This is a genomic window from Mesorhizobium oxytropidicola (genome assembly GCF_056174625.1).
On the sequence record NZ_CM149692.1, the window covers coordinates 4,825,370 to 4,846,138 of the forward strand.

General features: G+C 53.9%; 19 protein-coding genes. 3 read left to right on the plus strand and 16 right to left on the minus strand.

Annotation, left to right across the window (positions count from 1 at the left end):
* The first annotated feature begins 581 nt into the window (after positions 1-581).
* Positions 582-1,043 (plus strand): phasin, encoded by a 462-nt coding sequence (locus AC0V8S_RS24140; RefSeq protein WP_475433820.1) that lies wholly within the window; start codon positions 582-584, stop codon positions 1,041-1,043.
* A 277-nt stretch (positions 1,044-1,320) separates the two neighbouring features.
* On the opposite strand, the gene AC0V8S_RS24145 is transcribed toward AC0V8S_RS24140, so the two are convergent.
* The 7 genes from AC0V8S_RS24145 to AC0V8S_RS24175 all read right to left on the minus strand — a co-directional run bounded on the left by AC0V8S_RS24145 (position 1,321) and on the right by AC0V8S_RS24175 (position 8,547).
* Positions 1,321-2,124, minus strand: coding sequence for an O-antigen ligase family protein (locus AC0V8S_RS24145; protein WP_475433821.1), 804 nt, complete (start codon positions 2,122-2,124; stop codon positions 1,321-1,323).
* 65 nt (positions 2,125-2,189) lie between these two features.
* The gene (locus AC0V8S_RS24150) at positions 2,190-2,633 is read right to left on the minus strand and encodes a hypothetical protein (protein WP_475433822.1); all 444 of its coding nucleotides are present in this window, start codon (positions 2,631-2,633) and stop codon (positions 2,190-2,192) included.
* Positions 2,630-3,769, minus strand: coding sequence for a tetratricopeptide repeat protein (locus AC0V8S_RS24155; RefSeq protein ID WP_475433823.1), 1,140 nt, complete (start codon positions 3,767-3,769; stop codon positions 2,630-2,632). Before AC0V8S_RS24155 ends, AC0V8S_RS24150 begins: the two co-directional genes overlap by 4 nt.
* 7 nt (positions 3,770-3,776) lie before the next feature.
* Positions 3,777-6,155, minus strand: coding sequence for a GumC family protein (locus AC0V8S_RS24160; protein WP_475433824.1), 2,379 nt, complete (start codon positions 6,153-6,155; stop codon positions 3,777-3,779).
* Positions 6,156-6,199: 44 nt separating this feature from the next.
* Positions 6,200-6,976 carry a polysaccharide biosynthesis/export family protein gene (locus AC0V8S_RS24165; protein WP_475433825.1) on the minus strand — a complete coding sequence of 259 codons (777 nt, stop codon included), beginning with the start codon at positions 6,974-6,976 and terminating at the stop codon, positions 6,200-6,202.
* Entirely contained in the window at positions 6,973-7,782 is an 810-nt protein-coding gene (locus AC0V8S_RS24170) for a tyrosine-protein phosphatase (protein ID WP_475433827.1), read from the minus strand. The genes AC0V8S_RS24165 and AC0V8S_RS24170 overlap by 4 nt, the downstream gene beginning before the upstream one ends.
* A 255-nt stretch (positions 7,783-8,037) precedes the next feature.
* Positions 8,038-8,547, minus strand: a complete 510-nt coding sequence (locus AC0V8S_RS24175) for a hypothetical protein (protein ID WP_475433829.1) — start codon at positions 8,545-8,547, stop codon at positions 8,038-8,040.
* A 666-nt stretch (positions 8,548-9,213) separates the two neighbouring features.
* Between AC0V8S_RS24175 and AC0V8S_RS24180 the strand changes: the two genes are divergently transcribed.
* Both AC0V8S_RS24180 and AC0V8S_RS24185 read left to right on the plus strand, forming a co-directional pair.
* Positions 9,214-10,002, plus strand: a complete 789-nt coding sequence (locus AC0V8S_RS24180) for a hypothetical protein (RefSeq protein ID WP_475433830.1) — start codon at positions 9,214-9,216, stop codon at positions 10,000-10,002.
* Positions 10,002-11,093 carry a hypothetical protein gene (locus tag AC0V8S_RS24185; RefSeq protein WP_475433832.1) on the plus strand — a complete coding sequence of 364 codons (1,092 nt, stop codon included), beginning with the start codon at positions 10,002-10,004 and terminating at the stop codon, positions 11,091-11,093. The genes AC0V8S_RS24180 and AC0V8S_RS24185 overlap by 1 nt, the downstream gene beginning before the upstream one ends.
* On the opposite strand, the gene AC0V8S_RS24190 is transcribed toward AC0V8S_RS24185, so the two are convergent.
* The 9 genes from AC0V8S_RS24190 to AC0V8S_RS24230 form a co-directional block, all read right to left on the minus strand.
* On the minus strand, positions 11,084-12,373 hold the full coding sequence (locus AC0V8S_RS24190; RefSeq protein WP_475433833.1) for a hypothetical protein: 1,290 nt from the start codon (positions 12,371-12,373) through the stop codon (positions 11,084-11,086). The genes AC0V8S_RS24185 and AC0V8S_RS24190 overlap by 10 nt on opposite strands.
* A 637-nt stretch (positions 12,374-13,010) precedes the next feature.
* Entirely contained in the window at positions 13,011-14,168 is a 1,158-nt protein-coding gene (locus AC0V8S_RS24195) for an acyltransferase family protein (RefSeq protein ID WP_475433835.1), read from the minus strand.
* Between the two features lie 177 nt (positions 14,169-14,345).
* Positions 14,346-14,750, minus strand: a complete 405-nt coding sequence (locus AC0V8S_RS24200; protein ID WP_475433836.1) for a hypothetical protein — start codon at positions 14,748-14,750, stop codon at positions 14,346-14,348.
* Positions 14,751-14,970: 220 nt separating this feature from the next.
* Positions 14,971-15,669, minus strand: a complete 699-nt coding sequence (locus AC0V8S_RS24205; protein ID WP_475433837.1) for a glycosyltransferase family 4 protein — start codon at positions 15,667-15,669, stop codon at positions 14,971-14,973.
* Positions 15,666-16,052, minus strand: a complete 387-nt coding sequence (locus tag AC0V8S_RS24210; protein ID WP_475433838.1) for a hypothetical protein — start codon at positions 16,050-16,052, stop codon at positions 15,666-15,668. The genes AC0V8S_RS24205 and AC0V8S_RS24210 overlap by 4 nt, the downstream gene beginning before the upstream one ends.
* Positions 16,053-16,172: 120 nt before the next feature.
* Positions 16,173-17,303 (minus strand): non-hydrolyzing UDP-N-acetylglucosamine 2-epimerase, encoded by a 1,131-nt coding sequence (wecB, locus tag AC0V8S_RS24215; RefSeq protein ID WP_475433840.1) that lies wholly within the window; start codon positions 17,301-17,303, stop codon positions 16,173-16,175.
* A 113-nt stretch (positions 17,304-17,416) separates the two neighbouring features.
* A complete protein-coding gene (locus AC0V8S_RS24220; protein ID WP_475433841.1) occupies positions 17,417-18,346 on the minus strand; it encodes a dTDP-4-dehydrorhamnose reductase family protein in 930 nt (309 codons plus the stop codon).
* Positions 18,347-18,484: 138 nt separating this feature from the next.
* On the minus strand, positions 18,485-19,513 hold the full coding sequence (locus tag AC0V8S_RS24225) for a polysaccharide biosynthesis protein (RefSeq protein ID WP_475433842.1): 1,029 nt from the start codon (positions 19,511-19,513) through the stop codon (positions 18,485-18,487).
* A 194-nt stretch (positions 19,514-19,707) separates the two neighbouring features.
* Positions 19,708-20,697 (minus strand): glycosyltransferase family protein, encoded by a 990-nt coding sequence (locus AC0V8S_RS24230; protein WP_475433844.1) that lies wholly within the window; start codon positions 20,695-20,697, stop codon positions 19,708-19,710.
* Between the last annotated feature and the right edge of the window lie 72 nt (positions 20,698-20,769).

Consider the following 20,769-nt stretch of genomic DNA (forward strand, 5'->3'; position numbering starts at 1 on the left):
GTCCACGCATCTCAACAATCTCGGAAGGGCGGCTGCAATGCCGCCCTTTTCTTTGGCGCAAATCGGTCGGAAAAGTTCGGCGCTCGCGAAGTTTGGAACCGACGGCCGCCGCGTTAGCGCGATGTCAAAGGAGTTTCGGAGGAGAAATCCGAAGAGACCGTGTCGGCAATCGACCTCGATCGTAGCTGTCACTTGATCCGGTTCACCGCCAGTATCGGCACAAGAGATTCCCCCAAGGTAGTGTAAATCAAGACAGCGCTTTGGCCGGAACCTGCTCCGCCACACTGACGGGTTAGGTGTCGCGCCGCCAGGCACGTTCTTGGTCGAAACATTCCGAGGTGCTTGCCGCCCTCCCCCGCCAAGGAACCTCTCGCCGGATATCCGGGTCACATACCGATGTCGGATAGACGCCCCCAGAACGCGCTGTCACGCGGATCATGCTTGCGCTGCCCCTATTCGAGCAGCACCGGGCGCAGCCTGCTCGCGCAAATTCATGTCAGCTTCACAAATCCGTTGCGGCGATTTCGTACATGAAGGAGGCGGCTTTGCTTTGCGGCCGCCCCCCGAAAAAGGATGGAAAAATGTCCAAGATCACCGGTAAGTCCGAAACGATCGAGAACGTCGAATTCCCCACCGTCGACCCGTCCAAGGTTGCCGAGCAAGTCCGTGCGGTCACAGATCAGAGCGTTGAGCAGTCGACGGAAATATTTTCCAAATTGAGCTCAGACGCCGAAACGGCTCAAACGGCTTTCGAGTCGACCGTTGAAATGGCCAGGACCACCAGCAACGAGCTCGTCGTGAAGACGATTGCCGCACTGCAAGCCAATGCCGAAGCCGGCTTCACGCACCTCGAAGCGCTGGTTGCCGTGAAGTCGCCGTCCGAGTTCTTCGAACTGCAGGCCGCCTTCCTGCACAAACAGATCGAAAATTCCGCCGAGCAGGCCAAGGCCCTCCAGGCATTGATGTTGAGAGCTAGCAAGGATGTGTCGAAGCCGATCAAGGATGCCTTTGAAAAGGCTTTGAAGGTACGCAAGGCCGCTTGATTTCTTCAAGCAATCCGGGACGGACGGTCAATACCTCGTCGAACGTCTCATTGGGCAAGACCGGCGCCTCGGGCCGGTCTTTTCCCATCTGATCGGATATCTTTTTCCTTTGTCTGCCCGACTGGGTCGGTTTGACACGGTAGCCACTGACCGAGACCCCAGCGTCAATGTTTTGCAAGCGGCGACCGTGTTCTTGCCGCGCGGGTGCGGCGGTCTCGGCATCACAGAGAAGCGCGCCGGCAGCTTCGACCCACAATTTCGGCCGTAGGCTCAGGCCTTACGGAGACGCACCAACGGGAACAAACAGCTTGTCGCCATTGTGGTCGACTTCTACCAGCTCTGACTTTTGGCTCATGCGCTCCGCAATCCCGCGATGAAAGATGATGGCGTTCATATAGGCGAAGGTCATTGCGAGCGCGGCGGTGCGCAACGGATAGTCGACCAGAGAATGCACGAGCAAGAACGCGACAGAAAGAAACGCAGCCTTCTGAAAGGAGTCCCGGCGAATTCTGGCGAACGCAATCAGAAGAAGCAATAGGTACAAAGCCATTAAAATGGCGGCGATCACTCCGCCTTCAAAGAGAATTTCAAGATACTCGTTATGGGCATGGTTTACATACGCCCGGAATATCATGCCTTCTTTTTCATATATCTGGTAGGCTTTCTGAAAATTCCCAAATCCGACTCCGGTAACCCAATTCTCTTTTATACCATCTATGGTCGTGCGGGCAAACTCCGCGCGTCCGAACGCAGGATCAATCGCCTTTGCATCGATCGTCGTCCAAGCTCCGATCGCGTAGACGGAAAGCCCCACGAAAAGGACAAATACGCTAAAGCCACTTATTCTCGAGCGAGCCGAGAGAAATATGATGGACACCACGGTAATGGCCAGTCCGATCAGAACGCCGGCACGGGACCCTGCCGCCAAAAGGAGCAGCAGAAGCGCGATCAGGCCGATCGCCCCGGACAGGAGATGACCGCGGAACAGGCCGTAATAGACAACGAAGGGGATGGAGACGAAGAGCAACGCCGAAAAATGGTTTCCGTTGGCGAAAAGTCCCGCATTGATCGTGAATGGCAACAATCCCTCGATCGCGATGTTATCTGATAGCGAATATTGAATCGCTCCGGCCAATCCGTTGCAGATTACGCCCATGAAAAGAAGGGGAGCAGGCCGTAGACCTGGTCGGAGCGCAAACGCATGACACCCACGAAAAAAGCTGCCGACGCCGCCACATACAGCAGACACTCGATCGTTCGCCCTACCCCGACGCTGATGAACCGAGTTTGATCAACCAGCCAGGGAGCGCCGAGCAGCACTTCAGGCCGCAGACCGGCAAAAAGGCTAGCAGGCAGCGGAACAATTTGAAGCACAACCAGCGCCACCGCCATGAAAAGCAGCCAGAGCACCGATCCGGGGATTGTTTGGGTTGACGTTCGAGACAAGGCAACCGCCGCCGAGACAATTGCTACTATCTCGATCAGCGTATCGGTATACAGGCCGCTCGCCGTACCGCCGCCTATCAGCAGGGCGGTGAACAGGACCGCGCCGAGGAGATATTTGTCCCATTCCGACGGTCGCGCACTCAAGGTGAAATTCTCTCAATGTTCAATTTGTGCATGACCAATGTACCCATATAGCGAAACCGCCAACTCTCAGCTATTGCGGCGGTTTCCAACCGCAACAGCTGCATTGGGCATGCGTCCTGTCCAATGGAAAATTCCTGGCTCAGTCTCTGGCGATTGAAGGTGCCCTCAGGAATGTTAAACCGCGCTATTTCGCTCGCCGGATCCACGCATCTGATGGCCCAGAACAGGTCTTTGGGGAACTTCAGGCTCCGCCCGGATGCGATCAACGAAATCCTGTAGGAACCGGGCGGCAGTTCGATATATTGTTGGACAGCCGTGTTCTTCACCGGCGTGTTCAAAAACCGAACCGTCGCCGCTCCCTCGCCTTCAACAGCATCCTGCGATGTCGCAAACGTAACGTCGAGGCCTGACTGGTCGCGAACCTGCCAATCGAAAGGCTTTCCACCGTATCCGGGTTCAAACGCGCCATTAAAGATATATCCACCCAGCTTTCGTTCGTCATCGGACTGACTGAAGAGAAACAACCGATAGGCCTGTTCGTATTCCTTCTGCCTGATATACCCGGTGATCACGGAGGACAGTTCGCCGGATTTCGGCGGCGCACCGGATCCGGCGAGGTCAAGGAGCAACTGATTTGCGAAATCAAGCCCTTGCGGTGTTTTTCCAAGAGCGGAAAACAAGGTCCCCCGCCACGGCGCTCCCGCCGCCATTGCTGCCAGCACCGCGTGATATCCATCAGGATTCGAAAGGATTGTCGGTATGCCTTCAGCGACGGCCGGAAACTGATCCGGCCAGCGGCGCAGCAGTGTATCGAGCTCGCCGACAGCCTTAGACAGATCACCGGTCTCGACTGAATGGCCGATCGATCTCTGGAGCGCATGAATCTCGGTTTTCGACAGCCTTCGTGCCTGATCGAAGAGCGCATACGCGTCATCTTTCCTACCTTGTCGATATTCTATCTCGCCGATTAAGCTATAGAGGCGTGCATCTCCGACATTGAAGCGAAGGGAGTCTTTTGCCCTAGCAGCCAGCGCGTCAAGATCAGGGAGATTGGCTGTATCATTCAGGTCGCCGGCGACTTCCCCTATCAATGCGTCGACATTGAACGGATCCAGCGCCATCGAAATGTCTGGCATACCTGTCTCAAGGAGTCGACTTAGCCCGTTCAACGAAGCCGCTAACACTAGTGCGGATGCGACGAACCAAATGCCTGAACGTCGAAGATTTTGCGCGAGCGGGCTGGTCTGCGCCGTCATCAACTTTACCTTCAAGTTGCGGGGTACTCGTGCCATAGTTATAATATTGGTAATTCATGTACTTGTAGGCATAATTGTAGTCGAACTTGTTCACCGCAAACTTCGACATTGCGGCTCCTACCACGTTGGCACCGGCAGCACGCAGCCGCTTCAAGGCTGTCTTCGCCGACTTGCGCGTGACCTGCTTCGTCGAAATGACCATCAACGTTCCCTCAGCCAGCCGGCTGAGGATAGGAGCATCGGACAGGCCAACGATCGGTGGGGCGTCGATTATCACCAGGTCGTAGCGTTTGCTGAGATTGGTCACGATCAGCGCCATCTTCGGTGAAGATAGAAGATCCGCAGGATTGGGTGGAATGGTGCCAGACGTCAGAACCGTCACATTGGGATATTTAGTCGACCGGAAGATGCTAACAAGGTCTTCTTTACGGACGGTGTTCGTCAGCAGGTTGCTCAACCCGATCGTATTGTCGAGACCGAACAATCGGTGAAGGTTCGGTTTTCGAAGATCACCGTCGACAAGCAACACTCTTGCCCCAAGCGCTGCGAAATCCTGGCCAAGCTTGAACGCCGTCGTCGACTTGCCCTCCGCCGGCTCTGAACTGGTGACCAGAAGCGAGCGCGGCGCACCTTCCGCCCCGGAGAACTGCAAAGATGTTCGAAGCGACCGATAGGCTTCGGATAGACCTGACTTCTGGTCTGCAATGCTGGCAATGAGTTCGCGATCGTCGACATGGGGCAAGATTCCGAGCATCGCCAGTCCGAGCTCCTTCTCGACCTGCTCGGGATTGGTAAACGTGTTGTTCAGCAGCTCGATAACATAAATAATCGAGCCACTGATGGCCATGAAGAGAGCCAATGCAATTGCGAGATTGATGCTCAGGCGTGGAGAATAAGGCGCCGTCGGCTGCGTCGCGACGTCCACGATCGCGGCACTTTGGGTCTTGAGCTCGGAACTCACGCCAACTTCGTTGAGCTTGGCAATTAGACTGTCATACTGAGACCGGTTTGAGTCGACTTCACGCTTCAGGATCGTATATTTGATATTTTTGTCGTTGAAGGCGACCTGCTGCCTTTCCATATCGGCAAGCTTCTCTTTAAGATCGGCCTCCTTGTCTTGAGCCTGCTGGTACTTGAGCCGCAGTGAATCAGTGATCGCCAGCACACCATTGTTATATACACGCTGCAGTTCCTTGATCTGGGACTGCAGTTGCTGCATTTCCGGAAAACCGGGCTTCAATATGCCGAGCTTCTGCTGATACTGGCTGTTGAGATCAGCCAGCTTATCGCTAAGCAGCTGCAGGCCCTTGCTTTCTAGCACCGGGCCAAGGCTACCACCACGTCCCTTGTCGATCTGATCCACAACCGAGCCGGCATCGGACCGCTCCTGGGTTGCCGCTTGAAGCGCCGTATTGAGGGCCTCAATGTTCGACCCGATGAGCGACTTGTTGTCACCCGTGATCGTAATGCCCGCATCCCTTGCGTAGGCGACGAGCTCTTCCTCGGATTTCTGGAGCTTCTGCTTGACCTGCGAAACCTGCTCCTGGATAAATTGCCGCGCCAGGTCAGACGTTTCGCTGGTCTGATCGACCCGCTGATCGATAAAACTCTGCGCAACCTGGTTGGCCACATCGCTGGCGTATTTCGGCTTCTGGTCAAAAAAGGTGATCGACAGCAGGCTTGTGTTGGTTACGAGATTAACCGTGAGGTTGTCTAAAACGCGCCTGATCGCAATGGCTTCACGTTGTTCCGGGGTCTTCTCTTCGATTGGGGGAGCTTTAGAGATTCTGAACGCACGATAGAAAATGTTGCTGATCGAAAAGTCCGGCGTCGGAAACAGGAAGTCCGGCTTTTCGCTGAGGCCCAGTTGGAAGACAACGCGTTGCGCCAATGCCCGGCTCTTCAACTTTTCACGGGCGGTCTGAAAGGCCCGGATATCGCTGTTTTCGGAAACCACCTCGATGTCCTGGAAGACCTTCGCCGAAGGGACTAAGACTTCTAACTGCGTCGTAGCCTGATATTTGGGCGTCTGCATCATCGTCACGACGACGCCGGCAACAAGCCCGGCCGCCACCATCATGGTGATCAGCCATCGATACTGGACAACGTAGAAGAGCAACTTGAGCGGATTAAAGCCCTGACCCTGTTCGGTAACATCGCGGCCATACGGGCTATGATGTTGGCCACCATCATAGTAAAGATCCGAAGACAAGGCCTGGCCATGTCCGGGAGCTGCTATTTGGTGTTGCCTGCTACGATCGAGCATAGTCCGGGCGATCCTGGTTCATAGGCGTTGACATGCGACGCGCACTACGGCGCGAGAACGCCAATTCTCACTGCGGTTGACGCAACTCCGAGGGCGTCCTTCAGATTGTTCAAAGCGATTTTCGATTTTGAAGGAAACACAACCACTTTGTCGCCACCGTAGATGCGCGGATTGCGGCTTTTGCCAGCGCGAATGTTCTGGACATTATAGTTCGCGACTAGCGTGTTTTGACCTATATTGCGATAAACAAACACTTTTCCCGCATCGCCAATAGTATTGAACCCACCGGCAAGTGCGACCGCGTCGATCAATGAAGCGTTGCTCGATATGGGATAGATGCCGGCCTTATTGACTTCGCCATCAACGGTAATGCGTTGTCCAATGGATTCCTTGACGAAAATTGTCACGTCCGGAGATTGGAGATAGTTCGCGCTGTAAGCGGCTTCAATTTCCTTCTCCAACTGACGGACGGTTTTTCCTGCTGCCGTGAGGGTTCCGATGAGTGGAAGCGAAATTTGCCCGCTAGCGTCGACCTGAACCGTCCTGTTCAGATTGTCGACTTGGTACACATTGACCTCGAGCACGTCATTCGGCGACAACGGCTGCTCACTGCCGTTCTGACTATTTTGAGGAGCAGGAAGATCCTTCACAATCTGCAGAGCGCCACCGCCCGATAAGGGAACCGACGATGATGATGTGAGCTGCAGAGCATCGATCGACGCCGGCCCCGTGGGCGAGGTGCTGGTGCAGGCCGAGATGCCGAGGGAACCGAGCATCACAACCATCGTGATCGCGGCGCATTTCATCAAATCGCGCATCATGAGGACACGGCCTTTAGCAAACGACCGAACCCGCCGAAGCGGCCGACTTTGTCGGGGCTTGGCTTATTTGCAAACGTTTTTCCAACAGGCTCAAGCGGCCGGTTCGCCAATATGTCGGTCGGCCGCCTCACCACCATGTTGTAGGCCTCGTCTTCCCCACACCGCTTCGCAACGGCGTCAACCGCTTGCGAAAGGCCAGGCCGGCGGCGATTAGCACCATGAGTATCGGATGCGATGATATCGACCCGGCCTTCGTCTATCAGCTTTTCCGAGTAGTAGAGCGCGGTACGCCCGAAAGCGCCAATAATCGAGTCTGCAGTAAGCTGTATGAGGCAGCCCAGCCTGTTCAGCCTTTCTACCACGTCATAATTTGCCTTGATCCAGGTTAGACGCTCCGGATGGGTGAGAATCGGGACGAACCCGGCCTCTATGAGGCGCAAGGCAAGTTCTTCCAACCGCGGCGGCAACACATGATGAGGCGGCTCGAACAGAAAATAGCGTGAACGGTTTAAAGTCGGCACCTTGCCGTGCCTCAACTGATCTGGAAGATCGGGGGCTATATGGATGTCGGCACCAACATAGAGGGCAAGCGGGATCTCGGCGCGCCGCAACGCTTGCTCCAACGAACGGACCGCTTCGACGATATTCTCTGTCCCATTTTCATACATCCCCGGCACGACATGGGGCGTGCATGCCATATGGGTCGTCCCGTCGGCTACCGCCAACCTCGCCATTTCCAGCGATTCAGCGATATTAGGCGAGCCGTCGTCGAGACCAGGCAAGATATGAGAATGCAGGTCGATCATAAGCGTTTCTGGCCACGTGAGGGCAAAACAGCGACTTCGCTGCGAAAGAACACAAACGTGTCACCCGCTTTGCGATGACAACCGCAGAGCGCCGACCGCCAGATTTCAGCTACTTGCTGACAGAATTGTCATCTTCGTGAGGGCTGAAGATGAACGCTGCCATCGACGCAAAAGCCGAGACGGTAACAAGCCGACAGCGCACGCTCATCTTAACCCTTCTAATCGCCCCCACATGGGACCCGAACGAACAGGCGCCTAGTGGCTCACGCCGTTATTATCATCCTGGGTCGCCGCTAGAACTCCGGCGGTGAGAAGCGCGCCCGCAAAAAATTGCGCAGGCAAGCCAAAGGCAAACTTGCGCGACGGGTCAATGGCACCCGTGTGCTCGGGACTTACCGCAGCAGCAGTGTGTTCGGGGTTCACGACCTTGAGACAGATATTGTTTTCGACACGTGAAATGTCGAGAGTCGCATTCGCGGGCACGCTTAGCCTGCAATCTCCAACCTGAACGGACGCCGAGCCCTTGGCGCCAACCACCAAGCGACTGCCGAAATCCAATGCGCTTCCCGCTTTGGCAGGCCCATAGCCGGCCGTCTGCGAAATCATCACGTTGCCACTTACACTTCGGATCGATCCGATTGGATTTGCTGGGCCCTGATAAGCCGTCGCACAACTGCACGATGCATCCTGCGCGAAAACTGGGACTGAGCCAAAACCGACCAATGTGGCCAATCCGGCCAACACACTTTTGAAAACAATGTTCATCTGCTTCGATCCTTTGTTTGCGTCGTTCAGACGCGCCCAAGTTAATGCCTGCGATAAGCGCCTAACAGCTTTTAGTACCGATTCCAACCTATTTCGCACGTGCGAGATAAGCTTTCGATTAAAGACGTGCCTGTTTGATCACAGTATATTAGCGAATACGAATTAACTACGATTCGTAATAATGAAGCGTGTCACGCGACAAATTAAACAAATCGTTAGCACGTTGCTTGCTTACATCGCAACTTCAATGTTTATCATATTGGCACGTGGGGCACCGTAGACGGAAACACTATTGGTTCGACAATAGCGCTTTTATCTATCTCGTATACCATTGTAGTCTATACCCATTTGTTGTTCAAAAAAACAGAATTCCGACGATACACTCTTGCAACATTCGACGTTTCGTTAGCCAAGCACAATCACTATTCCGCGTATGGGGCGATTTTGACGGTCGCAAATAGTCTTACTATTATCAGCGCCAAGCAAGGTTTTTTAATGCGTATTTTCGGTAACTCTTGAACTCCTTTCGCGCTACGTCAATCAACTATGGGATGGCGATCACTACTTTGTGTTCATCATTGGGCAATGCCGCCTTGATGTCGTCGACAGCCTATGGACTCTGCCTCGAGCGACCTACGATTAAGCGCTGCGACTAGGGGACGAAACATGGACCGTCGGCAATTTCTAACCGCAACGCCGGTTCTTGGTCTGGCGACGTCGACACCAACCGGCCAGGATGCCTCACCAAGAGATACAAACGCGAAGACAACCCCATCCAGCTTTGCGACTGTCGCAGCGTGTCTGGCTGATACTACGCTTGGCTATTCAGATGGCATTGGCAAGGCGCAGATTCACGGTGGTGAAATCGTTCATGCTCAAGGCTTCCGATACCAAGTAGCAGCATCCACGGCCAGCGACGAGCACATAACAACAACAGGCGGCGTGAAGCTATATGTTCTTCCAGGAGATGGAGGTTTCAACGTCTTAGCGTTCGGGGCAGCGGGCGACTACAACAACCTCACGGGTATCGGCACCGACGATACATCGCCAATACGGACAGCCTTCAAGGCCGCCATGACGCTCGGCCTTCCCGTCCACCTCCCAGGTCGCCAATACCGGATTACCGACACCATCTCCATGCCGGACGCCGATTACAAGCTCGCGTTCAAGGTCATCGGCGAGAGCGGCAACTCAACCCGCATCTGGTTTGACAACTTGATGTCCCAAAAGAACATGTTTTTCTGCGATCTCAGCGCCAACTACGTTCATTTTGAGGACATTGAGATCCTGGACAAGACCCCGGCACATCGAGGGCAATTCAATTCGTTGGCACCACGTCGGGCGGCCCGGCCTGGAAGCACCTCTTCAAGGGCGTTCGCATTGTCGGGTTCTGGGAGGGAGTACGGTTCGACGGGGGGGCCACTATCGTTACAGACGCATATCAGTCAGAGGTGATGTTCCTGCACAGCAAATTCAGGAATTGCAGGAGGAGCCTCATCTACAACAACATCCAGGCCGTGAATCACCAGTTGATTGGCCTCGACATCGAGAACGATGACGCGGCCGACGCGGCCGAAAAATGGCCCATGATCGTTTTCGAGCGCGGTACCTTCATCAACCACGTAGGCGGCTCGGTTATTGGCTATGGTCCCTACGTGTCGTTTACTTACCCTAATGTGGGTGGCGCGTTTCAGGTAACCGGGCAGTTTGCAAGCCGAGGTGTTCGGATGGAGGCCCGTGGCGACGGCCCCTTTATCGACCACAACACGGCAAGTGTGATCGCCGCAAGCAACGCCTTTCGGCTGCATTTCGAAGACATGGGCATCATGGGGAGCCGTTCCAAAGCTCCTGTCCTGGCTAGGTTTGGCGGCCGTGTGTATGCTCGATTTGATAATGTGCATACCAACGTTCCCATGGATGTGCTGGCCTACATGACCGTTACCCTCGGCGCGAACTCCGAGAATGGTAAGATCGAACTCAACCGATGTCGGCTCTTGAACTACAAGCGTGTGGCGAACCAGCCGGCCTATCGAAGTGGCGCTGTCCTCGCCTCCGATCGACGAGCTATTCCGGCAGAGATCAGCATGCAGCAGGAAGGCCTCGCAGGGGCTGTGATCGATGGCTATTACCAGCTCACTGCCGACCGGAAGACGATCTATTCCGGTAACTGGCAGGTCGCCGAGCTCAAGACCTTAACCTGGGCACCGAATGACGACCGCGGCTTTGGTAGTGGAAGCGACCCTGCCACCTTAAAGGTTGTCCTTCCGCAGTACGCAAGGCCCTGTAAGTTCCGGCTTTTGAGTGATGGCGTGGACGCCCCCTCGACCTTCGTATTGAACCTCTATTTCGTGGTAGCCGGGAAAGACATCTTAGTGGCCACCATCGCGTCAACGGAAGGAGGACACTTCGAGGCGAACATCAGAGGCGCCTCTAAGGCGCTGGCTAACTGGATTGTCGACGGCCTCGAATGGGACGGCAAGATGAAGATCGTCAAATCAGGATCGCGCGACGGATTCGTCGGCCTGATCATGATCGACTATATGTAGTTCCTAACCGTGGGGCGCTGGCGGCTGCTTGGCTCCCAAACTTTCCCTAAACATGAGAGCACTAGGATTGGGAAAATTACGAACCACGCGCGGGCTCCAAACGCAGCCATGCCGCCCCAGAAGTAGGTGAGAAGAGTCGCATCAAATGCAATTAGAGCTGCTACGCTGCCATTTCCTGAAAACCAGGCAATTGCTTTCCTTGTAAGTATCATCGCAGCAAGCATAATTATCAGTCCTACGGGGTATGCATCCCCTAAGGTAAACAACTGATCACCTACGAATCCCAATGATACATTGTAGTCCTCTCCTACGCCAATACGTCCCCAGAGGAAATCAACGGAGTAATACCCGGCTCCCACCGGCTTGCCAGCCCATGAGTCCCGCGGAAACCAATTTAAATAAAACAATTCCAGTTGCTTCAGGTATGGCACGATCCCCACATCACCATAACGCAGACCCGATCTAAGGTACTCTGTGAATCTCATATGGTCAGTGACACCGATGGCGGCGGTACTGGTTATGCTGATAGCCTCTTCACCTCTCACTACCATCGCCCACACCAGCAGAGCAGGCATAGCCAACACAAGATAGGAAAACTTGACGCCGATCCGATAGTACGAGCACAGCATCGCAAATGGCATAATGAGATACGCGGCAACGGCAAGCCTGCCATAGCCTCCCCAATACAAATAGAGATTTCCACCTATTGCTAACTCAAAAAGTAGAAATATAACGATGGCTTCTCGTCTTGCTTGACCGGACTTAATCAGCGACTCCTGAAAATATAGCGCAACACCAATAGGTATCATTAGGCTCATTTCAGGCCGAGGCGCTACAACTCCGACCAATACGATTGACAATACGCCAACAGCCAGTCCGCACCACTGAAACCACTCATTTCTTCCATATAGAATCGGAATGAATTCAGGGGTGCTATCGTACTTCCGAAGAGCGTCAGAAAAAATAATGAATATCGAGATAATAACTGATGCATCAACTTCGTCGAAAATAAGAAGATTGGGAGCAAATGGCACATAAAGCAGTAAAAATGTAATACCGATGGACAAGTCTAGCGAAGAGCGGAATTTAATAAGGCACAACCTAGCCGTTTGGAATGCAATCAGGGCAAATAGATATTTACTGGTATATATTTCAGTAATTGATTGCCCTACAAAGCAAAGGATAATGGTGACGTAGGTCAATATAGTGAAGGCAGAACTTAGCGCCGCTCCATCATTGTGGTTGCCAACGCCGGTAAGATTATACGATGCCGATGACACGCCTGTCGTCCCCCAAATCGCTTTTAGCCGTTCGAACAACGGTCGTCTTTGTCTTTCGGCATAGAGCCGCCGCTAGCTGCCAGCGGCGAAACCGTTGTCGCAACGCCGCAGCACCCGTATCAAATGGATATCAACAATCAACAAGCTCGATAAGTCGACCCAATCTGACTAGGCTGGCCGCAGAGTAAGCCCCTTTGGGTGAGAATAGCCGCCAAGTCACCCCCGTCCGGCGTAAGACACTGCACAACCATTGCATCGCCTAACCTGGCTCCGGTCTTCCCATCACAGGGAGTGCCTGAGCCGACCGGTTTGCAGTTCAAAACCATTCCCTGAAAATCACGCCGCGCCGCTTCTGTTACCATGTCACGCAAAGCCGGAGGTTTTGTCGACGCCGCGCCGCATAGGACAATTTTGCGACCCCCCACCCGCAGATCGTCTATCGAGGGTATGTTGAGGTGGCCGGCAAATGGTAAAAGCGTGGCACGTGGTTGTGGACGTGGTTTGTCCCTCTGCGACACGATGACAGCCATGAAGCCCACGGCAAACACCAGGCCGACAACAGGAATTGCGATCCATTTATTCATTGATCGTCGTTGTTTCCTCAATTGCCTCTGACGAGCGGGACTCAAGTCGTAAATTAAGGTGACGTTCGCTGCATTCGGGCGTCTTTAGCAAATAGCCGCCGCATGCCTTTTATGGGCTTAAGGCTTTCGATGTGCGGCGCACAAATTCTGGCAAACAGCACTATCGCAAGGCAGGATAGCATGGCGAATAGTACAGATAGCCCCAGATTGCCGTGAATTTCCCTCTGGCTCACCCCGTATACAAAGAGCAGAATTGGGAAATGAACGATATAGAGCGTGTAGGAAAATTTGGACGCACTTTTGAAAATTGGGAAAAAGGATAATTCTGACAATAGGATCAAATAGAGGGCTAACGACATCGTCAACCCGCAGACAAGATTGAAAACCACAATAACTCTTAAGTTAATCGCACTTGGTGAATTTGCGTATAACGATGAGAGAATGTAATAAACGGCAATTGCGGCAGCAGCAGATGCGAACAACACCAACAATGCCCAGGTTATTCTCGGCAGCTTGACGCCAGCATTGTGCAGAATTGCCACAGCGCCACCAGAGAACCACACGAGGGAATAAACAAGGAAAATCTTGTTCAGGTAGGCAAGGGCAGCCATAGTCAGTAAAGCAATGACCAATCCGCGGATTCCACGAAAGTAAAAAATCAACCCAGCTACAACGTAATACCAAAACTCATAAGGGAGACTCCATAGGGGAGAATTCGCAGATACGCCACCGGATAAAAATCCATTTAGGAAGACGATCGAACCAACAACGTCCGCATTGCTGATTATATAGCCGTCTTTTGCTAGAAACGGAGAGTTAATCATGAAAAAATTTGAAGATGACGGAAACAGCGTGACGGAAAGAGCATAAAAGGCGTATAGAACAACAACACTAAATAGAAGCGTCGGAACAAGCCTATCTAGGCGATTTGACATATATTCAACGTATCCGACGCGTCCAGCACCGCCTGCTTTTGCCATTGACTTAAATATCAGAAACCCGCTCAAAACAAAAAAGGCCATGACTGAGGCTTGGGCAAATATCCCGAAAGTCCCGTACAGAGTGCTGTTGGTGGGCGCCACGAAGATCTGATTGCCATGTGCAAACAGCACCAGCAGCGAGGATACACCCCTAACAGAGTCGAGTTGGTGTGATACCTTGCTCTCGATGGGCGCGTAATCTCCAAACAGACGTGTTTGATTGGTCAGCATATTTAAACATCCATCTGGCGTGGTTTCGGGTTACCGGCGCTGCCGCTTGGGAGGTGCCTAATAGTGCCGGTCAGACCGAATCAGGGCGTCCCGCTGCAGGCCTTAGGCCTTTGGGAGGCACCGCATAGAGTGATCACGGATTTGTCGATCCACGACGGCAGTTAGGCTTGGAGGCCACTATTTGCCGTAGCGGCGCTCCAGCGCTTCGGCAATTCGCTCGCAAAGCAATTCTGAGGTCACGGCGGTGAGGTGGAGACGGAGGCGAAGGCCGTGCGTATCAACTACGGTGGTGACAATACCCCGATCGGAGTACTCGGCGAGTTCGAGAACATCGTCGATGATGAAGTCTGGTATTTCACGAAGCTTTTTCGCGCGCTCATTCACCATGTTGTCCTCACAAATTGGCGGCTTTCCGGGCAGGCCAAGTCTCATTCGCTGGAGTTCGGCGTAGAACTCAGCCAGGTCTTGAGCGTTGAATAAATGCCGAGTGACTTTGCCATTTTCGACGACCTGAACAATCCATTGGCCGTTGACATTCTTCAAACGCACGTCGTCTGGTTCTCCGGCAACCATACCCGCCATCCTAGATTTTCTCACAACATGTCGTCGGCTAGCGCAGGGCTGCTGATCACGCGCCGCCGGAAAACCCACCGCAAAAAACCATCACCCGAAATCATAGTCATCGCGGCCCTGGCCGAATGGTTAGCTTCGCCGTCAGGCATTGCGGGAGACGGGCAGCACTCTGACCACGAGGGGAGGCCAGTGCGTGCCCTCCCCTAGAGAAAAGATCCAGGCGTTACGATTATGGTTTGGAAAGCGCTTCTGCGATTTGGGACACCGCCTGCTTGGCGGAAAACTGGCGATCGAATAATCGCCTGCAACGTCCGGGCAGGTCGGCATCCGTTTCTAGCTGTACCAGCAACCTTTCCGCTTTCGCGACCAGTTCATCCATCTGATCGCTCTGACACTCTTGGCCAACCCGCTCGTTTCGAATCAGCTCGGCCAAGTCGTTGCCTGGGTTCAAGCGCACGAGTGCAGGGAGGCCGCTTTGCATATAAGTCAGGAACTTGCCTGGTATGTTGTGAGACCTATGGCGAAGATCCAACGAGACGATCCCAATCCGGCACTGTGCGTAAAGGTCCGGGATTTCGTCGGGGTGAATCTCGTCGAAAAAGACCACGTTGGTGAGGCCGAGAGCCTGCGCTTTTTCCCTAAGTCTTCGGACCTCACTGCCGCGACCGACGAATAGGAAACCCACATCGACCCGGGAGGCCATTCTCTGCGCCAAGTCCAATACAATGCCGACGCTTTGAGCCACACCCATATTGCCTGCGTAGACGAACAGCTTGCGCCCGGCCAACGGCGTGTCACTGACACGGATCGAACAACGCACGTTTGAAGGCTTGTCCAGCCAGTTCTGCAACACCTCAAGCACGCGCCCGGACTTCCGCCGCCACCGATCGAAGTAAACCAGGTTGCCCGGGGTCTGTACGCCGATCACATCAGCAATCGAGTATTGGTAGCGCGCGATGGAATCGAAGAAACGGTAGGGCAGACCGCGGCCATCAGGCCCATATCGACCGCCCATTCGGGAAAGATATCGCGAATGATGAGATACCCTTTGCAGCCGCTTTCGCGCTTTAGCGCGCTCGCCATAGGCCCGTGGAAGATCGAGGGAGCATACCAAACAATCCCGTCCCACCGCTGCCCTGCCAGCGGGCTTTCGCGCAGGTTGCGCAACATGGCAAAAGGCATGACGAACTCATTCCAGGTACGCCTCACATAGCCAATTTCCTTGGTAGGCGGCGCTCGCAGGCGCAGCACCGTTACACCGTCAAGCTCTAACATTGCCCAGGGGCGGTCCAGATCGGCCGCCGGGAGCATGACAGTCACCCGATGCCCTTGTCGCGCAAATTCCCGGGAAAGATCCTCAGTTGCACGGCGCCCGACGTGCGCAGCGGTGGAAAAGTATCCGCAATCAAAGCGATCCGCATCTGGAGTCGCTCAGTACTTCTTCCACACAACACGGTTCACATAGTCAGTATAGCTGTGGATTATGCGAACCACCTTTTCGCTGACATTGGGTATGTCATAATCGGCAACCAGGCGGAGCCCGCGCTCCGCCCCACGCGACTGGCTTTCCAAGATCGCAAGGCCCTGACATACCCGGTCGAGGTCCAAGCCCACCATCATTACCGCACCTTCCTCCATGCCCTCTGGACGCTCATGGGCCTCGCGCAAGTTGAGCGCAGGAAAATTCAAGATGGAGGACTCTTCCGTGATCGTGCCGCTGTCCGACAGAACTGCTTTTGCATTCATCTGCAGATGCACATAGTCCAAGAAGCCGAAGGGCTTCATAAAATGGATTCTCGAGTTCATTTCGAGGTTCAACGAGCCCAGCCGCGAACGTGTGCGCGGGTGCGTCGACACAATTACCGGAATGCCGTGTTCCTGCGCTATGTGATTGGCGATCTCAGCAATCCGGGTCATTTTGTCCGGTGGGTCGACGTTTTCTTCGCGATGAGCACTCATCACGAAGTATTTTCCTCGTTCAAGAGAGAGCTGGCTCAAGACGTCCGACTTATTGATCTCATCCTTATAGTAAGTCAGGACTTCAAGCATCGGGCTGCCCGTCTTGATAATTTGATCGGGCGCAATCCCCTCTCGCAGCAGATAGCTTCGCGCGATGTCACTGTAAGTCAGATGAATGTCGGCAACATGATCGACTATTCGGCGGTTTATCTCTTCTGGAACCCGTGAATCGAAACAACGATTGCCGGCCTCCATGTGAAAAACAGGAATCCTCAATCGCTTGGCGGCAATTGCCGCGAGACAGCTGTTTGTGTCCCCAAGCAGCAAAACCGCTTCTGGCCGACGCTCGCGAAGCACTTGATCGGTCGTCGCGATCACACGACCAATCGTTTTGGCAGCTGTGTCTCCTGATGCCTCAAGAAACACATCGGGGCGGCGAATCTTAAGCTGCTCAAAAAAGATCTCATTCAACTCATAGTCATGGTTTTGGCCCGTATGCACGAGGCATTGGTCACACGATTGATCCAACCTATCGATAACACGCGACAATCGGATGATTTCGGGGCGCGTCCCGACGATCGTCATGACCTTCAGCCTGTTCACCAATCCACTCCCACACTTGAACTCTCAGGGCTGAGCGATACTTTCGATCAACAACCGAGGATGCGTTAAGCTAGTTGCCTAGTAAATTCCAACAAAGCACGATTAACAGCGGCTCACGAGCAATCCTGATCTGTCGACGCGCTCAGACCCTTACTTCGAGCGACCTCTTGGTTGTACTTGAGATAGCTCTTGTGCATTGTTGCCACGAGTTCCGGCCAGGGCTCAGGTGTAAATCCCGTCGTTCTCCTAAATAGGTCGGAATTCAGGGAGCGATCGACAGTGACGGACGTATCGACAACAATATCTATTTCCTTGCCGTAGACCTTGGATACCAGTGAAAGAAGATCAAATTTGTTGATCGGAGCAGCCGACACGTGAAAAAGGCCCCTTAGTTCGTTGTTAGGGATCACAAATTCCTTGATCACCCGCGTAAGTTCGACCGCTGGCAAGCCCGAGAAGACGGCGTTCTTGTAGCCCCTGACTTCGCCTTTCTGGCTCAAAAACCAGTCAACCAAACTTTTTGAGCTCTCTAGCTCGTGACCGATGATTGAGGTGCGAAGCGTAACTGCATTCGGGTAATCGACCTCACCGAGAAATTTAGTTCTCCCGTACAGATCGTTCGCGTCGGCAAAATCGGATTCTTGGTAATTTCCCTTGCTGCCTGAGAAAACACAATCTGTGCTCACATGTATCAAACGAGCCCCAGCTACGCGCGAAAGTTGCGCCAAGCGATGAGGCAGAGACGCGTTGATTGTCAGCGACGTGAGATGGTTTCGCGAGGCGTCAAGCTGCTTGATGACGCCCACACAGTTTACGACGACATCCGGCCGGGTCTCGGCGAACACGGCCGTCAAATCCCCATCGTTTCGAACATCGAGGTTGGATATGAGGCTACCATGATCGCGAGGCAGAAAATGGCGTTTTTTGGCCGATGATCGAAGGGTTCCAACGGTTTCATATAGATGATCGGCGGAGAAGATTCGGAAGACCGCGTTTCCGAGCATCCCACCAGCCCCCAGGACAAGGATTCTGTTCGTCTTCACGTTACGCAGCGCCTTTCTGGTGGGAATCTAAAACCATACCGCCAAGAAATCTGTGTATTGGACCAGGGGCTGAGCCCGCGAGCAAACAGCCAACCTTCAGAGGCCATTGCAAACGGGACCAAGGTCATTCCATCTGGCTCACTCTTCGGGCTCGACATTCTCGCCACGGACAATAGCTTGCACAAACCGAAGCTTCATCAATAGTGCCTGCATCTCCTTGACATCCAATCTTGTGGTGTTGTGTGAATTGTAGTCTGTCGCTTGCGATATCTCGATCTCGCCCTGTTCGAAGAATTTTCCATAATTCAGATCACGCAAATCTGGCGGAACTCGATAGTAGTTCCCCAGGTCCTGCGCAGCCACTCTTTCCTCTCGGCTGAGCAAGGCCTCAAATAGTTTCTCACCGTGTCGCGTACCGATTATTCTGATCGGATGATCAGGGGCTCCCAGCAGGCCGGTCAGGGCCCTGGCCAAAGTCTCAATCGTTGCGGCCGGGGCCTTCTGCACGAAGATCTCACCCGGATTGCCATGCTCGAAGGCGTAGAGCACCAGGTCGACGGCGTCGTCCAATGTCATCATGAAACGGGTCATTGCCGCGTCGGTGATTGTTATGGGTTGGCCGGCGCGAATTTGGTTGGTGAACAACGGAATTACCGAGCCCCGCGAAGCCATCACATTGCCGTAGCGAGTAGCGCATATGGCGGTGCTGTTGCTCGACCGCGACTTTGCGACGATAACCTTCTCCATCATCGCCTTGCTGATGCCCATGGCGTTGATCGGGTACACCGCCTTATCCGTGCTCAGGCAGATCACACGCTCTACACCGCAGTTTATCGCGGCTTCCAACGTGTTCTCCGTACCCAGCACGTTGGTCTTGACGGCCTCAAGCGGGTAGAATTCGCAGGACGGCACCTGCTTGAGTGCCGCGGCGTGATAAATAAAATTTACCCCTCGTACGGCGTTGAGGACGGACTGGTAGTCGCGCACGTCTCCAATATAGAACTTGACCTTGGAGTTGTTGTATTTCTTGCGCATGTCGTCCTGCTTCTTCTCATCCCGGCTGAAAATGCGGATTTCAGCTAAATCGGAATCGAGAAACCGCCGCAAAACGGCATTTCCGAATGAACCAGTGCCGCCGGTTATGAGGAGAGTCTTGCCGGTAAACATTGAGGATCCTTTTTAACTTCAACTGGCTGCAACACAACGGAACATTTCCAGAGTGTCCGCTCGCGCCCGGTCGGATGCGGCGTAGCGTTTGGCGAATTCAATCGCGGCCATTCGCAGCGATCGTTGTTCTTGGGAATCTCTGTCCGCCGCGACCGCTATTTGCTGTCGCCATATCTCGATAGAACCGAGGGGGACTACTGTGATTGCGCCGGATGGGACGGCCCGCCAAGGTGTCCGATCACTGACCAGGACGGGGGTACCGGCGCGCAGAGCCTCAAAGACAACATGCCCGAAATTTCCCCCAAGGTGGGAAACGCGAACAGGTCATATACGGCGAACGTTGGGGAGACTTCATGGGGCTCCAGCATTCCTCGATATTCGACGGTGATATGGGAAGGCAGCCGTTTGCTAATGGCCTGGCAGTTCTGCCAGTAGGCAGCGTCCTCCATAGGGCCAAAAACGCTGAGTTTGATCTTGCGGTCCACTCGGGAAAGAATTTCGAGGAGGCCAGCCAGATTCTTCATTGGTGAGATTCGCGATATGAAGGCGATGGCTAGTTGGCCCGCCGTTTTTCGCGGATGTTCCCAAACCCTGGAATATTTGCTTGCCGCGGACACCGGGTCGGCGGCGAGATGGATTTTCCCTGTTGAACACGGAAACTGACGCTGAATATCCTCAGCTTCCAATGGGGTGGAGGCGTGCCAATGCACACCACGATACAGTCCCACCAGCCTGGCGCAGCTCAGATAGATCCCCTTTTTAAGACGCTTGATCGAGAGCGCACCGGCAGAAAATTCGCCCCGTGGCGCAATGCAGACGTTCGCGCCCTTTCTCCGGACCAAGCGTTGGCTGAGATATATCGAAATGGATGATCTGTACCCAAAGAAGCTGTTCAGATACAGCACATCGAAGTCATGCAACTCCGCTGCCTTGGCCATATACCTGGCATTAAATTTGCTAGGGTCGGCATAATATATCAAACCACTTGCCGAGCGCTGCCACTTATTGACACGGACTCCCGGATACGGCTCATCCGAGCCCAGATCACGATCCCTGGTGAAAATCAAAAACTCAACGCTGCTGCCCAGAGCTTCGCACATATTGGCAAGCGTACGAATTGGTCCGCCACCCTTGAAACCTGGCAAATAAAAATCGACAACACAAAAAACTTTGATCTTGTTCATGTCCACACAAGCAACAATACGCCTGCCAGCCCTCGCACTTTGAGGCGAGAGTTGTATCTAGGCGTGCCTTCT

What these genes read in the sequence shown, in the direction of transcription:
- AC0V8S_RS24140 (WP_475433820.1), top strand. Translation starts at nt 582, where the DNA reads ATGTCCAAGATCACCGGTAAGTCCGAAACGATCGAGAACGTCGAATTC.
- AC0V8S_RS24155 (WP_475433823.1), bottom strand. Translation starts at nt 3,769, where the DNA reads ATGCCAGACATTTCGATGGCGCTGGATCCGTTCAATGTCGACGCATTG.
- AC0V8S_RS24160 (WP_475433824.1), bottom strand. Translation starts at nt 6,155, where the DNA reads ATGCTCGATCGTAGCAGGCAACACCAAATAGCAGCTCCCGGACATGGC.
- AC0V8S_RS24165 (WP_475433825.1), bottom strand. Translation starts at nt 6,976, where the DNA reads ATGATGCGCGATTTGATGAAATGCGCCGCGATCACGATGGTTGTGATG.
- AC0V8S_RS24170 (WP_475433827.1), bottom strand. Translation starts at nt 7,782, where the DNA reads ATGATCGACCTGCATTCTCATATCTTGCCTGGTCTCGACGACGGCTCG.
- AC0V8S_RS24175 (WP_475433829.1), bottom strand. Translation starts at nt 8,547, where the DNA reads ATGAACATTGTTTTCAAAAGTGTGTTGGCCGGATTGGCCACATTGGTC.
- AC0V8S_RS24180 (WP_475433830.1), top strand. Translation starts at nt 9,214, where the DNA reads ATGGACCGTCGGCAATTTCTAACCGCAACGCCGGTTCTTGGTCTGGCG.
- AC0V8S_RS24185 (WP_475433832.1), top strand. Translation starts at nt 10,002, where the DNA reads ATGTTCCTGCACAGCAAATTCAGGAATTGCAGGAGGAGCCTCATCTAC.
- AC0V8S_RS24195 (WP_475433835.1), bottom strand. Translation starts at nt 14,168, where the DNA reads ATGCTGACCAATCAAACACGTCTGTTTGGAGATTACGCGCCCATCGAG.
- AC0V8S_RS24200 (WP_475433836.1), bottom strand. Translation starts at nt 14,750, where the DNA reads ATGGCGGGTATGGTTGCCGGAGAACCAGACGACGTGCGTTTGAAGAAT.
- AC0V8S_RS24210 (WP_475433838.1), bottom strand. Translation starts at nt 16,052, where the DNA reads ATGCTCCCGGCGGCCGATCTGGACCGCCCCTGGGCAATGTTAGAGCTT.
- AC0V8S_RS24225 (WP_475433842.1), bottom strand. Translation starts at nt 19,513, where the DNA reads ATGTTTACCGGCAAGACTCTCCTCATAACCGGCGGCACTGGTTCATTC.
- AC0V8S_RS24230 (WP_475433844.1), bottom strand. Translation starts at nt 20,697, where the DNA reads ATGAACAAGATCAAAGTTTTTTGTGTTGTCGATTTTTATTTGCCAGGT.